General features: G+C 69.5%; 11 protein-coding genes. 4 read left to right on the top strand and 7 right to left on the bottom strand.

Annotation, left to right across the window (positions count from 1 at the left end; genetic code table 11):
- Positions 1-40 precede the first annotated feature (40 nt).
- The gene (locus CRP45_RS18525) at positions 41-1,255 is read right to left on the bottom strand and encodes an acetyl-CoA C-acetyltransferase (RefSeq protein WP_067789813.1); all 1,215 of its coding nucleotides are present in this window, start codon (positions 1,253-1,255) and stop codon (positions 41-43) included.
- 335 nt (positions 1,256-1,590) lie between these two features.
- Positions 1,591-4,476, bottom strand: a complete 2,886-nt coding sequence (locus tag CRP45_RS18530; protein WP_101750193.1) for a DNA polymerase III subunit gamma and tau — start codon at positions 4,474-4,476, stop codon at positions 1,591-1,593.
- 492 nt (positions 4,477-4,968) lie between these two features.
- Here CRP45_RS18530 and CRP45_RS18535 point away from each other — a divergent pair, with 492 nt between their 5' ends.
- From CRP45_RS18535 to CRP45_RS18545, 3 genes are all read left to right on the top strand, one after another.
- Entirely contained in the window at positions 4,969-5,793 is an 825-nt protein-coding gene (locus CRP45_RS18535; protein ID WP_097246163.1) for a hypothetical protein, read from the top strand.
- Positions 5,794-5,890: 97 nt separating this feature from the next.
- A complete protein-coding gene (locus CRP45_RS18540) occupies positions 5,891-8,140 on the top strand; it encodes an MMPL family transporter (protein WP_097246164.1) in 2,250 nt (749 codons plus the stop codon).
- Between the two features lie 44 nt (positions 8,141-8,184).
- Positions 8,185-8,826, top strand: a complete 642-nt coding sequence (locus CRP45_RS18545; protein WP_308209519.1) for a TetR/AcrR family transcriptional regulator — start codon at positions 8,185-8,187, stop codon at positions 8,824-8,826.
- 42 nt (positions 8,827-8,868) lie between these two features.
- On the opposite strand, the gene CRP45_RS18550 is transcribed toward CRP45_RS18545, so the two are convergent.
- On the bottom strand, positions 8,869-10,050 hold the full coding sequence (locus CRP45_RS18550) for a neutral zinc metallopeptidase (protein ID WP_245910223.1): 1,182 nt from the start codon (positions 10,048-10,050) through the stop codon (positions 8,869-8,871).
- 1 nt (position 10,051) lies between these two features.
- Positions 10,052-10,972 carry a neutral zinc metallopeptidase gene (locus CRP45_RS18555; protein ID WP_097246166.1) on the bottom strand — a complete coding sequence of 307 codons (921 nt, stop codon included), beginning with the start codon at positions 10,970-10,972 and terminating at the stop codon, positions 10,052-10,054.
- 299 nt (positions 10,973-11,271) lie between these two features.
- On the opposite strand from CRP45_RS18555, the gene CRP45_RS18560 reads away from it, so the two are divergent.
- The gene (locus CRP45_RS18560) at positions 11,272-12,897 is read left to right on the top strand and encodes a DUF2207 family protein (RefSeq protein WP_097246167.1); all 1,626 of its coding nucleotides are present in this window, start codon (positions 11,272-11,274) and stop codon (positions 12,895-12,897) included.
- 133 nt (positions 12,898-13,030) lie between these two features.
- Here CRP45_RS18560 and CRP45_RS18565 read toward each other — a convergent pair whose 3' ends face one another.
- From CRP45_RS18565 to CRP45_RS18575, 3 genes are all read right to left on the bottom strand, one after another.
- Positions 13,031-14,296 (bottom strand): ROK family protein, encoded by a 1,266-nt coding sequence (locus CRP45_RS18565; protein WP_097246168.1) that lies wholly within the window; start codon positions 14,294-14,296, stop codon positions 13,031-13,033.
- Positions 14,297-14,646: 350 nt separating this feature from the next.
- Entirely contained in the window at positions 14,647-15,357 is a 711-nt protein-coding gene (locus CRP45_RS18570) for a DUF8020 domain-containing protein (RefSeq protein WP_097246169.1), read from the bottom strand.
- 153 nt (positions 15,358-15,510) lie between these two features.
- The gene (locus CRP45_RS18575; RefSeq protein ID WP_097246170.1) at positions 15,511-16,095 is read right to left on the bottom strand and encodes an HhH-GPD-type base excision DNA repair protein; all 585 of its coding nucleotides are present in this window, start codon (positions 16,093-16,095) and stop codon (positions 15,511-15,513) included.
- Between the last annotated feature and the right edge of the window lie 5 nt (positions 16,096-16,100).

Below are 16,100 nucleotides of genomic sequence, written 5' to 3' on the forward strand. Positions count from 1 at the left end.
AGCTCTGTGTCTCCTTGAATTCTCAGCTGTCGGTTGGGGATCAGACCCGCTCGATGATGGTCGCGACGCCCATGCCGCCGCCGATGCACAGGGTGATCAGCGCGTAGCGGCCGTTGCGGCGCTCCAGCTCGTCGACCATGGTGCCGGTGATCATCGCGCCGGTGGCGCCAAGCGGGTGGCCCATCGCGATGGCGCCGCCGTTGACGTTCAGCTTCTCGTCCGGGATGTTCAGGTCCTTCTGGAACTTCAGCACCACGGAGGCGAACGCCTCGTTGATCTCGACCAGGTCCATGTCGTCGAGGGTCAGACCCGCCTTGGCCAGCGCCTTCTTGGCGGCCGGGGTGGGACCGGTCAGCATGATGGTGGAGTCGGCGCCACTGGTGGCGGTCGCGACGACGCGCGCACGCGGGGTCAGGCCCGAAGCCTTGCCGGCCTCCTCGGAGCCGATCAGCACCAGCGCGGCGCCGTCGACGATGCCCGAGCTGTTGCCGCCGTGGTGCACGTGGTTGATCTTCTCCACGAAGTGGAACTTCTGCAGCGCCACCGCGTCGAAGCCGCCCATCTCGCCGATCATGGCGAAGGAAGGCTGCAGCTTGGCGAGGTCCTGGGCGGTGGTGCCGGGGCGCATGTGCTCGTCGCGGTCCAGCACGACAAGGCCGTTCTGGTCCTTGACCGGAACGATGGACTTGGCGAAGTAGCCGCCGGTGGTGGCCTTGGCGGCCAGGTCCTGCGAGCGAACGGCGTAGGCGTCGACGTCGTCGCGGCTGAAGCCCTCGATGGTGGCGATCAGGTCGGCGGAGACACCCTGCGGAACGAAGTAGGAGTCGTAGTTGGTGGCCGGGTCGAGGGCCCACGCACCACCGTCGGAGCCCATGGCGACGCGCGACATCGACTCGACGCCACCGGCGATGACCAGGTCGTCGAAGCCGGAGCGCACCTTCTGGGCGGCGATGTTGACGGCCTCGAGACCGGAGGCGCAGAAACGGTTCAGCTGGACGCCGCCGACGGTGTCGGGCAGGCCGGCCACGGTCACCGCGGTGCGCGCGATGTCCATGCCCTGGTCGCCTACCGGGCTGACGACACCAAGGACGACGTCGGAGATCCGGTCCTCGTCGAGGTTCGGGAAGCGGTTGCGCAGCTCCTGGATCAGACCAACAGTCAGGTCGATCGGCTTGACCGAGTGCAGCGAACCGTTCTTCTTGCCGCGGCCGCGCGGAGTGCGGATGGCCTCGTAAATGTAGGCCTCTGTGGTCATATCGGAGTGTTTCCTTCCTTGGGGTGCGCCTGCACCGCGTTGTGCGGCACGGCCGCGGGTAACCTCGCCGACCGGCCATGAGACCGACCGTCCGTATTCAGTTTGCCGTGCTCCCGAGGCCCAGCGTGGTGACGCGAGGTTCCGTCTCCGGGCCCGTCGCCCGCACCGCATAACGCTGTACAAAACTTGGCAAGCACCTGCGGACGCACGTTCCGGACACGCCCGTACGCCTGGGCATACCATAGAACGCCGCCACACCGGAGCTCACGGCCACCCGTTCATACTACCGTCGTGTGCGAACTCCGGTTAACTTAACGTCCTCGAGGCGGTGGTTGTCAACCATCCAGCCGTGTGGCACCCAGCTCACTCCTGAGCAATTCCAGGGCGACCTCGTCGGGGTCGTGGCGAGCCTCAGGAGCCACCGGCTTGGCGGCTTCGGCCAGCATTTCCTGCTCCTCTTCCGGAGTCGACGGGCCTGGCACCCCACCCGAGCCGGATCCAGCGCCGCCGGAGGTCGTTTCGTACCCGACCGGATCCGGCGGCGGGTAGTCGCCGGGACCGGGATCGTCCGGTAGATCGGGGTAGTCGGGCGGCGGGATGTCGTCCTCGCCGGACCGAGGGGGCGCGGCGGGCCGCTGCTGCCGCGCGGGCGCGTCACCCGCGGCGTTCGCCCTGGTCTGACTGGGTCGGGAGAACTTCGGCGGACCACCATCGCCGCGTCCGCCCTGCGCGCCCGAACCGCGCCCGGCCGCACCCGCCCCCGCTCCGCGCCCGCGGTTCGCCTGCTGCGCCGCTGGACGCGGCACCGCGCCGCCCGCCTCCCACCGGATCTCGTGGTCGCTGCCGAGCACGGCGCGCACCGCCGACCGCACGGCCTCGACATTGCGCGGATCGGACAGGCGCTGCGCCAGCGGCGCGTGCTGATGGGCGAACACGATGACCGCGCCGTCGACCCGCGCCACCGAGGCACCGGACAGCAACGCCTGCACCGTCGGCCCGAACTCCCGAACCTTGGCCCGGATCTCCGTCCACGCCCCTTCCACGGCCCGCAGCAGTTCGTCGCCCTGCGCGCCGGAGGGCTCGTCCATCGCGCCAGCGGACCCGCCCATCGCGCCAGTGGGCTCGTCCGGCAATGCCGCGGCCACCGATTCGGCGCCCGCAGCAGCGCGCGCACCCGCCACATCGTCACCCACGCGCCCCGCCGCGGCCACCGATTCGGCGCTCGCAGCAGCCCGCGCGCCCGCCACATCGTCACCCACGCGACCCGCCGCCGCGGCCATCGATTCGGCGCCCGCGGCAGCCCGCGCGCCCGGCACGTCGTCACCCCCGCGAGCCGCCGCCGAGCCCCCGGGCACTTGACCGGAAGCGGCCGCTGCATCGGAAACCTCTTGCGCCGCTTCATATCCCGTACGTTCGGCGGAACCGGGCGTAGTCGCGGACCGCTCGGCCAAACGTGCCCCAGCCGCGTCGCGGCTCGGCGCTGATTCGACCGGCACCCCCGCTGCCGTGCCGCGGCCTTCGGCGGGTCCGTCCTGCGAGGCCGCGGAACGCCCGGCGGGCGCGTCCGCGTTGCCCTGGATACCGGCATCGGCCTGGACGGCGCTTGGCGCGGAGTGAACCGCCGCCATGTTTCGCCCCCCGGCGGGTCCGTCTCCGGGCGCGGGCTGCCCGGTTGGGGCCTTCGCGTAGCCCTCGTCGGCAGCCCGGGGAGGCGACTGCCCCGCTTCGACACCGGTATCGCCCGCGTTCGCCCTGACAGCGTCCTGCTGCGCGATGGGCGCACCCACGACGGCGGCGTCAGCCCGCTCGGGCCGGTGAACGGAGACGTCTTCCCGCGCATCGGCGTCCGGTGCCGGGCTGCCCTGACCGACCGCTCCACCGGAGGCACCCGTGCCGCTTTCGTCCGGTCCGGAGTTCGCGCCACGCGTCTTGCTCTCGCGCAGCGCGGCGAGCGCCTCCGCACCACGGCGGCGCGAGGGCTCACCCGGTGAGCGGGCCGGAGCGGGCGCGGCGCTGGGGGGCGCGTCGGCGGCGGAGGCGGTGGGCGGGAGAGGGGCGACGGCTCCGCCCGCGAAACCACGCTCGAGTCGTTCGAGGCGCTGGAGGGTGGCGGATTCGGTGTCGGAGACCGAGGGCAGCAGCATGCGTGCGCAGACGACCTCGAGCAGCAGGCGCGGCGCGGTCGCACCGCGCATCTCGCCGAGGCCCTCGTGCAGCAGTTCGGCGTAGCGGGTGAGGGTGCCTGGGCCGATGCGCTGGGCCTGCTCGCGCATGCGGTCGAGGACGTCGCCGGGGCCGGAGACCAGGCCGCGGTCGGCGGCGTCGGGCACCGCGCGCAACAGGATCAGGTCGCGGAAGCGCTCGAGCAGGTCGACGGCGAAACGGCGCGGATCGTGCCCGGCCTCCATGACGCTGTCCACGGTGCCGAACAGCGCGGCGCCGTCGCCCGCGGCCAGCGCCTCCACCGCGTCGTCGATGAGCGCGACGTCGGTGACGCCGAGCAGCGCGACCGCGCGGTTGTAGGTGACGCCCTCCGGCCCGGCGCCCGCGAGCAGCTGGTCGAGCACGCTGAGGCTGTCGCGCGGCGAGCCGCCACCCGCGCGAATCACCAACGGGTACACCGCTTCCTCGACCGGAACGTCTTCCTGTTCGCAGATCTTGCCGAGCAGCCCGCGCATCGTCGCGGGCGGCAGCAGCCGGAACGGGTAGTGGTGGGTGCGCGAGCGGATGGTCGGCAGCACCTTGTCGGGCTCGGTGGTGGCGAAGATGAAGATCAGGTGGGCCGGCGGCTCCTCGACGATCTTGAGCAGCGCGTTGAAGCCCGCGGTGGTGACCATGTGCGCCTCGTCGACGATGAAGACGCGGTACCGGGATTCGGCCGGCGCGTAGAAGGCGCGGTCGCGCAGCTCGCGGGTGTCATCGACACCGCCGTGGCTCGCGGCGTCGAGTTCGATGACGTCGAGATTGCCCGGTCCGCCCGGACCGAGCGCGACGCAGGACGGGCAGACGCCGCACGGTCGCGAGGTCGGGCCCTGCACGCAGTTCAGCGACCGCGCGAGGATGCGAGCCGAGGAGGTCTTGCCACAGCCCCGTGGTCCGGAGAACAGATAGGCATGACTGATCCGTCCGGTGTCGAGCGCGGTGCTCAGCGGGTCGGTGACGTGCTCCTGACCCACCACCTCAGCGAACGTTGCCGGTCGGTACTTCCGGTACAGAGCCACGGCCAGAGGTTACCGGCGACCACCGACAAAGCGGGCGGCGACCGGGGGCTCACGACCTACAGCCCGCCGCGGACCTTCGCGCCTCGAGCGCAGCATCGCGAAACTGGTCGAATTTGTGATATAGATCACATAATTCTCGGAGACTTCTTCCGCCACTTCGTTCCTCTCACGAAATGGCAACTCGACAGCAATCTTGAAATCATGGACCATCCGCACGGCGGCGTAACCGTCCGTTTAACTTTCCAGCCAGCGGAGATGCGTACTCACGCCCCGGTTTATCCGATTTTTACCGAGATAACGAATAAGTCAACCCGGGTGACAGTTACCGGCGCCCCTGGCTACGGTGGCTATTGGCAACTTCGGTAGCCAAACCTTCATCAGGTTGGTGACCCCGGCCGGTCCCTCATCCCGACCGGGGCACAACCTGGGCAATCTTCCGGCCCCAGGGCGACATCGCCGAACTCCCACCGCGTATATCGGAGGAACGTTCCCGTGCCGTCGTGTGACGACATCGCCGCCGCCTGGCTCTCGAATACCGACTTCGCGGACGATCGTGCCGCCGTCGGACTGCTCAGCCGCGCGATCAGCCCCCAGGATTTCGCGCTCAAGCGCGATTCGCTGCCGGTGGCGGCCGCCGCCGACCCGTCCACCGCCTCGGCCATCCTGGAACTACTCGAACGCGGTCAGGTGCCGACCATGGCCGCGATCCGCACCCTCACCGCGCAGAACGAGATGCGCCGCGAGGCCGAGCGCATCGAGCGCCTCGGCCGACGTGCCCAACGCAGCATCGACGACTTCGGCCGCGTGCTCGCCCGTCTCGCGCACGAGCACTGGATGACGCACGGCACTGGCCCCACCCGCCGCGACATCCTCTCCTCGGAGCCGGTGACGACGCTGATCAAGGAGCGCATCGGGGTGATCGCGCCCAACGCGGTCAAACATCTGTGGCTGATCGAACGGGCCCAGCGCGCCGGCTGGATCGCGTCCAACGCGAATCCGCAATCCCTCTGCGCGGCAAGGCGTTTCCACGCGGCCAAGTACGGCAACCGGGTCTCGCTGCGGCCGGTCAACACGATCGGGACGCTGGTCACCGGCTATCTCGCCGAGCACCTCGACGAGCACGGCCGCCCGCCGCGCTGGTCCAGCCTCGCCCGCGACCTGCGCGACGATCGCGGGCGGCGCGTCTTCCACGACACCGCCGACGCGCGGGCGCAGGAACTGTGGCTCACCACCGCGGAATGGGTCGCCGTCGAGGACGATCTGCCGATCCCCGGCCGCCGCGGCAGGCGCGCGCTGACCCGCAAGAACCGTGGCTGAGCGTCGATCCCCAGCGCTGCCACCCGCGGCTCCACCCTCGACATCCGTTGGTTAACGGCGTTACGCTAACCCCGTTAACTCACGGAGGGGAGCCGCGATGCTCTATCGGATCGCAGTACTGACCACGCGATACCCGCGCGCCATCCTGATCACCGCGCTGGCACTGGTGATCGGCTGCGGTCTCTTCGGAGCCACCGCCGCCGCGCACCTGAAGTCCGGCGGATTCACCTCGGACGACGCCGAATCCTCGCAGGTCACCAGAATGCTCGAGGACAACTTCGGCGGCGCCTCCCCCAACTTCGTGCTGCTGGTGAGCGCCGAGGACGGCGTCGACAGCCCGGCAGCGCGGGCAGCGGGCCTCCGGCTGGTCGACGCACTGCGCGCACACGATGAGGTGCGGACCGTCCAGTCCTACTGGACGACGCCGCCGCCCTTCTCGACCGCGCTGCGCAGCACCGACAACGGATCGAGCGCACTGATCGCCGCGTTCCTCACCGGTGACGAGACCGCCGTCCAGAAGACCGCGGGCGAGCTCACCGAACAGCTGACCGGCACCACCGACGGCATCACCGTCCGCCAGGGCGGCATCGCCGCGATCTATCACGACGTCAACGAGCAGACGACCCGCGACCTGGCCGTCGCCGAGGGCATCGCGATACCGCTGTCGATGATCGTGCTCGTTCTGGTGTTCGGCAGCCTGGTCGCGGCGTCCCTTCCGCTGGCCGTCGGCCTGTTCGCGATCGCCGCCACCCTCGCCATCCTGCGGCTGTTCACCCTGGTCACCGACGTGTCCATCTACGCGCTGAACATGACGACCGCGCTCGGGCTCGCGCTGGCGATCGACTACAGCCTGTTCATCGTGAGCCGGTACCGCGAGGAACTCGGCAACGGCCTCGACCCGACGGCGGCGACCATCCGCGCAGTGCAGACCGCGGGGCGCACGGTGCTGTTCTCCGCGCTCACCGTCGCGCTGTCGCTGGCCGCGCTGAGCGTGTTCAATCTGTACTTCCTGAAGTCCTTCGCCTACGCGGGCGTCGCGGTGGTCGTCGCCGCCGCCGCGGCGGCGATCGTGATCCTGCCCGCCGCGCTTGTGCTGCTCGGCTACCGGGTCAACGCGCTCGACCTGCGCGTCCCGCTGCGGCGGCTGTTCCGCCGACCAGCACCCGCCGGCCCGGTGCCGCCGGAGCAGTCGGGCTGGTACCGGCTGGTCACGGTGGTGATGCGGTACGCGATGCCGGTGGCCGTGGTGATCATCGCGCTGCTGCTCTTCCTCGGCGCGCCGTTCCTCTCGGTGAAGTTCGGCTACCCCGACGACCGGGTGCTGCCCACGTCGTCGACCAGCAGGCAGGTCGGCGACGAACTGCGCGCGCACTTCCCGCAGGCCGACCCCGGCGCGAGCACCACGATCGTGCTGGACGGCTACACCGGTGACGCGGCGGCGGTGGGCGCCTACGCCGCGCGACTGTCCGAGCTGCCTGACGTGCCCGCCGTGCTGTCCAGCGCGGGGACCTTCGCGAACGGTGCGCGGGTCGGTGTCGCGCCGCCCGGCATGGCCAACGACACCGGGACCTATCTGACTGTCGTCAGCTACGTCGATCCCTTCTCCCCGGACGGCGAACGTCAGCTGGACGCGATCAAGGCGGTGCCCGCCCCCGCGCCCGCGCTGTACGGCGGCGCCGCGGCGGTCAACGCGGATTCGCTTGCCGCGCTCGGCGACCGGCTGCCCTTGGCGGGCGCGCTCATCGTGCTTGCGACCTTCGTCGTGCTGTTCCTGTTCACCGGAAGCGTCGTGCTGCCGATCAAGGCGTTGGCGCTGAACACCTTGTCGCTCGCGGCGGCCTTCGGCGCGATGGTGTGGGTGTTCCAGGAGGGGCACCTGTCGAACCTGCTCGGCTTCACCGCCGTTGGCTACATGGTGCCGACCATGCCGATCCTGATGTTCTGCTTGGCCTTCGGCTTGTCCATGGACTACGAGGTGTTCCTGCTCTCGCGGATCCGCGAGGAGTGGCTGCGCACGCACGACAACGATCGCGCGGTGGCCATCGGCGTCGCGCGCACCGGCCGGATCTTCACCGCCGCCGCGGTGCTGATGGCTATCGTGTTGGGCGCGATGGTTACCTCGAACGTCTCGTTCATGCAGCTGATGGGTCTCGGTCTTACCCTCACCGTGCTCGTCGACGCGACGATCATCCGCGCCCTGCTCGCGCCCGCGCTGATGCGCCTGCTCGGCTCGGCCAACTGGTGGGCGCCGAAACCGCTGGTCCGGCTGCACGACAAGATCGGCCTCACCGAGGACGTCGACCACCGCACCATCGCACGGGAACCGGAGCACGCGGGACGCTCATGACCCTTCACCGCCGACCTCGATCACCGCGCGGTTCCGGCGCCCAGTTGCGTACCGAGATACTCACCGCCACAGTGGAATTGCTCGCACGCACCGGCCGGGCCGACGCGGTGTCGATCCGCGAGGTGAGCAAGCTGGTCGGGGTGAGCGCGCCGTCGATCTACCGGCACTTCGCCGACAAGGACGAACTGATCGAGGCGGCGGTGGCCACGGCCTTCGAGGATTTGGCCGAGGCGCTGCGCGCGGCAACCGACCCCGCCGTTTCGCCGATGAATCAGCTGCGCGACCAGGGCCTCGCCTATGTGCGCTTCGCGCTCGAGCACCCGGAGCAGTACCGGGTGGCGACCGGGCCGACCGAAAGCGGCAGCGCGGTCGACCAGGTACTCACCAGCGGCGCGTTCCAGCATTTCGCGGCGACCGTGCGCGCCTGCATGGCGGAGGGCTCGATCGCGCAGGGCGACCCGCTGCCGATCGTGCTGGACATGTGGACCGTCGCGCACGGCGTCGCCTCGCTGCTGATCGCGAAACCCCATCTGCCGTGGGGCGATCACGAGCAATTCGCCGATCGCATCATGACCGCGGCCTGCCTCGGACACACGGTGCTGAACATGATCGGCAGCACCCCGACCCCCGACGAGGCCGACGCCTGGCTGGACCGAAATCTCCCGCACTGGCGCAAGACATCCTGACCAGCCGACCGAATGTCACCTTCGGTCGAACCATCTCGCGGCTCAGGACACGGCGTCGGGTGAGGCCACCCAGGAATTGCACTTCTGGACCCGGTTGTTCCGGTAGCCGTACTCGTACCAGAGACCGTAGTTCTGTTTCGATCCGTGGTCGCGGGCGTCACCGGCGTCGTCACCGCGCGTGTAGTTGTCCCGTACCGCGTACTCGGCCTGGTTGCCGGTGACAGAGCCGACGTAGGCGGACGAACCGATGAACATTCCGCCGAAGCACTGCGCGCCCAGCTCCAGGCGACGCGACAACTCCAGACCCCGCGCGCTGCGCGGCCCCGCGTTGTAGCGCTCCTCGTGCGATCGCTTGGAAATGCCGGTGATCGCCTGGACGTGGTGGCCGTACTCGTGCGCGAACACCGTCAGGTAGATGATCCAGTTGTCCCCGTACAGGTTGGTCTGAATCTTGTCCAGCGGCATGTAGATCGTGTTGTTCATCGAGCAGTAGAACGCCGCGTAGTCGCCGCCCGAGCTGGTGCACGGCGAGACCGCGTCGACGCCGCGCGCGGGAACGCTGATGTTCGGCGGCGAGAACGGCAGCTTCTCGTAATCGAGCAGGCCTTTCCACATCTGCCCCAGGCAGGTGGAGGCCGCCTGGTAGAACGCCTGAGCCGCCGCCACATTCGGCGCCCAGCGCGGGAACGCGCAGTGGATGTTGTTCAGTCCCGTGTCCGCGTGGGCGAACAACGGATGGTCACCGAGCTTCGCGACCGGTTGCGGCCCCGCGGGTCTGGTCGTAGTCGCCGAGGTGGTGCGGACGGAACTGCTCGCCCTTGTGGTCGGGCGTGCCGCCGACGTGGTGGTCGCCGCCGAGGACGACGGAATCGTCGGGGTGTAGGTGTAGCTCGGCGTGTATGCCGTTGTCCTGCGGTCGTTCTCGCTCTCACTGGCCGCCACCGCGATCGCCGCGGCGATCAGCGAGCCGACCATCAGGAAGATCCCCAGCACTCCCAGTGCCGCCCCCAGACCACCTCCGCGTCTGGGCGGCGGATACGGACGCCCGTAACCCGGCGAGCCGTAGGGCGGAAGGGCATAGCCCGGCGGACCATACGGCGCCGGCGCGTGCCCCAGGTACGGGTAGCCCGGCGGCGGATATCCCGGCGGCGGCGCGTACCCGGGTGGGCCGTACGGCGGCGGATAGTGTGGCTGATGTCCGTAACCGTATGGCGGCGTTGTCATCTCAGCTCACCCGGTTGGCGGGCGCGGTGAAGGTGTTGCACTGGTTGGTGCGGTTCTTGTCGACACCCTCTTCGAACCAGTCGCCGCTGTTCTCCGAGGAACCGTGATCGCGCGCGTCGGTCGGACCGTCGCCTCGACCGCGCGCGTCGCGCTTGGCGACTCCGATCTGCGCGGTGGTGAGCGCGCCGCCGTCCTCGGAGGAGCCGAGGTACATGCCGTTGAAGCACTGCGCCTGCAACTCGATTCGCCGCGAGAGCTCCAGTCCGCGCTGGCTGCGCGTGCCCGCGTCCACCCGCTCGCTGTTGGCCTTGCGCAGGATGCCGGACACGGCCTGCACGTGGTGGCCGTACTCGTGCGCGAACACCGACAGGTAGACCACCCAGTTGTCCTTGAACAGATCGGTCTGCAACTGACTGATCGGCATGTAGATGGTCTTGTTCGCCGGGCAGTAGAACGCGGCGAAGTTGGTGGTGGTGCCGGTGCACGGGGTGGAGATGCCCGCGGTGGACGCGCTGACGTTCAGCGTCGGCGGCGTGAACGGCAGATTCGCCTTCTGCAACACCGGTTTCCACGCCGCCTCGAGGCAGCCCGCCGCGGTCTCGAAGAACTTGCGCGCGGTCTCGACCTGCGTGCTCCACGGGGAGTAATCGCAGTCGGCCGGGAGCAGCGTCGCGTTCGGATCGGTGAGCAGCGGGTTGTTGCCCGTCTCCGCGGCGCCCTGGGAACCGTCCGGGGTGTAGGTGAAGCTGGGCGAGGGTCCCGAGGCGCGGTCGTTGCGGTCGCTGCGAATCGCGGTGCGCACCAACGCTCCCGCGACCAGGAACACCACGACGAGCAGCAGCGAGACGATCTTGCTTCCACCGCCCTTGCGCGGCGGCTGCGGCGGCCGACCCGGCGGGCCGTACGGCATCGGGGGCGGCATCGGCGGGCGATACCCGGGCGGCTGGCCGTAGCCGGGCGGCGCCGAATAGCCCGGCGGCGGACCGTATCCCGGGCGCTGACCGTACCCGGGCGGCGGCGCGTAGCCGGGCTGCGGCGGGTATCCGGGTGGCGGGCCATAACCGGGACGCGGCCCGTAGCCGGGCGGCGGAGCGGGGTATCCACCAGGTGGAACCGGTCCATATCCGTACGGTGGTTGGGTCACTCCCCCGTACCCCCTCGCCCTAGGTGATCGTCGACAGCCGCTGACGAAGAATAGCAACCTGTCTAGAGTAGGCACCCATGCTGACATTTCGGGGGGCCGCCGCGGGCGCGCTGATTCTCGCCTTCGCGGGATTGGTGGCGACCGCGCCGGGTGCCCAGAGCGAACCGACGCCCGAGGGCGTGACCATTGTCGCGGATCTGAAACTCAGCCGCGAGGGCGTGCTCGAAGTCGACGAGACGGTCACCGTGCCGCCCGGCGAATCGTTCAAGATGTCGCTGCCCCTGCGTCTTCAGTTGAAGGACGACGTGGAACGGCGGTTCGTGGTCACCGATATCGACGCGCAGGGTGCGGGCACCGCGACGGTCGCCAACGATCAGTTCACCATCGACGCCAAGCCCGGCGAGTCCAGCTACAAGTACTCGATCCACAACACCGTCAGCGACGCACCCGGCACCCAGGTGTTCCACTGGCTCGGCGTGATGAACGCCGACATCGCGTCCATCAGCGCCTCGGTGATCAGCCCGAGCTACGAAATGGCCATCGTGGACTGCAAACTCGGGCCGCCCGGCAATACAAGGCCGTGCGCCGACGTGCGCATCGAGGCCGACGGCGTGCTCTGGCTCGAGCAGACCGACCTGCACAAGGGCGACGCGATCGACCTGACCCTGCAACTTCCGCCCGGCACGGTCCCCGCGAACGCCGACATCGAGGACAAGAGCGCGCCAGGTCCGTTCTCGGTGACCGGTCCGGTGCTGGCCGCCTTCGGCGTGCTGCTGCTCGCGCTTGCCGGTCTGGCCGCGTTCGTGCTGCGCGCCCGTCGCGAGAACGCCGCGGCGGGAAGCGGTTCCGAAACCGTCGACCCGCTGCTGCGCGACGGCAACCAGGTGCAGTTCACCTCGCCCGACGGCATCCTGCCCGGTGAGGCGGGCGTGCTGCTCGACGAGCACGCCGACCCGATCGATATCGCCGCCACCGTGGTGGATCTCGCGGTGCGGCGCTACATCTGGATCACGCCGATCGGCGAGAACGATTGGCGCATCACCAGGGTGAACGCCGCCGACGACCAGCTGCGCGATTACGAGAAGGCGGTGTACGCGGCGCTGCTGCCGGAGGGCGCCGACGCGGTCACCGTCGCCGAATTGCGCGCGCCGGGACGGGTGCAGGCCGAGCCGATCCGCAAGGCCATGATCGATGACGCGGTGCGCCGCGGCGCCTTCGCCGACCGATCCCGCATCGGGCTTCCGGTCTGGGTGGGCGGCGCGCTGATCGTCGCGGGCATCGCCGCGACGGTGGGATTGGCCGTCACCTCGGGCTCCGCGCTGGTCGGCGTCGCGATCCTGCTCGCGGGCGTGGCGACCGTGCTGATGCCGAAGTACCTACCGGTGCGCACCCAGGACGGTCGCAGGTTGGCAGGCCAGGTGCGCGCACTGCAGCGCGGCCTGGACGCCACTCGGCGCGAACAGATTCCGCCGACCGACCAGGAGACGGTGTTCTCCCGCGCGCTGCCGTTCACCGTGGTCGGCGGCCGCGCCGACAACTGGATTCGCGCCTTCCGCGACCTGAACCCGGCCGCCGACGCCCAACCCGGCCTCTACTGGTTCGGCAGCTTCGAACGCGACCAGAACCTGCACCGATTCGCCGCCCACTTCCCGTTCTTCATCACGGCGCTCGAGGGACTGTTCACCGGATCGTCTGCCCACTGACGAAAACACGCCGAAGGCCGGGTTCTCCGAAGAGGACCCGGCCTTCGGCGTTTCGACGCGATCAGTCGGCGACATGGTGTCGGCGTCGATCGGCCAACGCCATTCGGTACCGGTCGGCGATCGCGGCTCGGTGTCAGTCGGGGAACCTGCGGCGCATGGCGGCGAGCGGGTCGGCGTAGAGCGTGCTGAGCGACGTGACCACGGCGGCGAATTCCTGGACCTTGCCGCCGAATCCGCTGATGCGGATGTCGGTCGGCGGGAGGGTGGAACTCCGCCGGAACGCCTCCGCGACGTGCGCGATGCCGGGGCGGTAGCCGGTGAACGCCTGCCCGCCAAGGATGACGCGATCCGGGTTGAGCATGTCCCGCACGAGCGCGACGGTGCTGCCGAGCATGGCGGCCCGCTCGGCGAGCAATTCACGCGCCGGGACCGACCCGCCCGCGGCCGCGCGGTACAGGTCCGCGATGGTCGAGCCCGCGGTTCCGTTGTACGCCGGGATGATTCCGCGCCCGACCGCCCGCGCGTGCAGCGCGCGGTCGCCGACGGTGACCTCCAAGCAGCCGCGCCGTCCGCAGGTGCATTCGACGTCCGAGCCGGTGGGCAGGTGCGCGATCGACCCAGGGCCGTTGCTCGGAGTGTGCACGCGGCCGTCGAGAGTGACTGCGATACCCGCGGTTTCGCGGACGTAGAAGAACAGACTGCTGCCGCGCTGCTGACCCTCGCGCGGTTCCGGTGTCGGCAACAGCAGTTCCGAGCCCGCCATCGCCTCGACGTGCGGCGCCACCGAGACCGGCAGCTCGAGCACGTCACCGAGCACCGCGCCGACCTGGGCGCCCTTCCATTCCAGCTTGGGGTGGTCGACCACGCCGGTCAGCGGGTCGACGCGGCCACCGATCGCGACGCCCGCCCACAGCGGTTTTCGCCGATGCCAGCGCTGCAGAAAGGCTTTCGCGCTACGCGCGACGGTCGTCGTCGCGAATTCCTGGCCCGTCTGCGGGGTCGCGATCGCGAGACCGCCGAGTATCCGGCCGCGCAGATCGGCGGCGACGATCTTGGTCGCGGCGGCGCCGATGTGGATGCCGAGGGTCAGATAGGTGTCGTGGTCGACCTCGAACGGCACCCGTGGCCGGCCGACCGCACCCGAGGTGGTCAGGTCCGGACGCTCACGCAGCAGTCCGGCGTTCAACAGCGCCGACACCTGGCGGTTGACCGTCGCGATGCTCGAACCCGTTGCGCGCGCGGCATTGTCGCGCGAGATGGGGCCGCCGGTCGCGGCGCGCAGCACGGCCGCCGCCGGATTGTCGGAGATGCGGAGTTCCGGAGCGACGACGGGGCGCTGGACACGGACGCGGCCGGTGGCGACCCGCGAAGCGGATCGTTCCAGGGTAGGGATCGACATATGAAGAGTCCTTGCTGAAGTCCCGCCTGCGAACGGGACGTGCCTACAGAAGCGGCGACGAGGCAGCGCGCACGCCGAAAAGGCGGCTCAGCTGCGACGAAGAGAGCGACACAGCTCCCTGGTCAGCGGCAGCCGCAGGCCGAGCGCGGCGGTCACGTAGGTGACCCGCAAGGCGGAGGGGCTGCTGATGGACATGGAAAAAAGGTAACACCGAATTCACCGGCGCACCAAGCATCCGCGCTTCTCGGTGTGCGAGGACACAGCGTTTCGCCTGGTCAGAGGCGCGCACGCCGAAGCCCCGCCCAAGCGAAAGGCATTGGGCGGGGCCGTTTTCCAGGCGCGCGAACGGACTACTTCGCGGGCGCGTTGAACGGCGCGTTGACCGTCGAGAAGTACTGAACGAGCGCACCGATGGCGACCGGCGCCGTCACGAAGATCTGGCCCGCGATGGTGCCGAGCGCACCGACCGCGGCCGCACCGGCGATGCAGCCGACGGCAGCGGCGGGCAGGAAGGGCCCGAACAGTCCGACGATGGTGCCGCCGACCGCCGCGCCACCGAGGATGCCGCCGACCACGCAACCGACCGCGGCGCCACCGAGGCCGCCGACCAGCGTGCCGATCGTTGCGCCCATGCTGATGGTGCTTGTCAACCGGGTCCAGGCCGCGACCTCGCGGTCGTACTCGGACTTCCACGGCGCCTTGTCCTCGAACGGCAGCGCGACCGGCTTGTAGGTCGCGTGATCGAGATCGAGCTGGGGCGTCAGCGTCGCGGTGCGATCGGAGATCTGCGCCGCGATCGGGAACTCGAACTCGTCGAGCCGGAACTTCAGCGGCGTGCCAGCGACCACGGTGCCGTCCGCTGCCTTGATCTTCAGCGCGCCGTCCTCGGCGACGATCGAGCCCGCGTCGGTGCTGATGATCGCCGCGGTCTCGGTCTGCGTCGCGGTGTAGTTGATGACGTCCCCGGCGGGGGTCTCCGGATCTGCCACCGAGGTACCCGCGGTGACACCGGTCGCCATGGTCACGAGTGCCGCGACCACGGCGAGCTTCCTGATTCTCATATGTACTGCTATCCCTCATCCGATGGAGCTCGTTCGAGGGAAAGCATCGAGCACCGGCGCCTTCGGGACGAGGGAAAAAAGCAGCGAGATTGGAATGGGCAACCGCCGAGCAAAATGCGCACCGCCGCCTTCGCTCCGGCCGTGCGCGTTGCGCTATTTCGCTGCGGATTCCTTAGCTTCGGCCTTGATCCGCTTCTTGAACGCCCGCACCTCCAGCAGGGACTGAGCATCGGTGATGTCGGCCGCCGAGCGTCGCGAATCCTTCTCCGAATACGCCCCGGCTGCCTTTTCCCAGCCCTTCGGGCGCACTCCCAGCTGCTTGCCGAGCAGGGCGAGGAAGATGCGCGCTTTCTGGTCGCCGTAACCGGGCAGCGCCTTCAGCCTGCGCAGCACTTCCTTGCCGTCCGGATCGCCGTTCGTCCAAATCGCGGCGGTGTCGCCGTCGTAATGCTCGACGACATAGCGCGCCAGTTCCTGGGTGCGCCGCGCCATCGAGCGTCCGTAGCGGTGGATGGCGGGCGGCGTCGCGGCGAGTTCCTCGAACGCCTCCGGATCGGCCTCGGCGATCTTGTGGATATCGAACCCGTCCATCCGGTCGGCGATCTTCTTCGGACCGCGGAAGGCGTGTTCGAGTGGGAACTGCTGATCGAGGAGCATGCCCGTCAGAAGGGCGAACGGGTCCTCCGACAGGAGCTTGTCGGCCTCCGGTTCCTGCGCGAGACACAGTGTGACGGTCACCGTCG

The sequence above is a fragment of the Nocardia amikacinitolerans genome, assembly GCF_900215415.1.
GTDB classification, from domain to species: Bacteria; Actinomycetota; Actinomycetes; order Mycobacteriales; family Mycobacteriaceae; genus Nocardia; species Nocardia amikacinitolerans.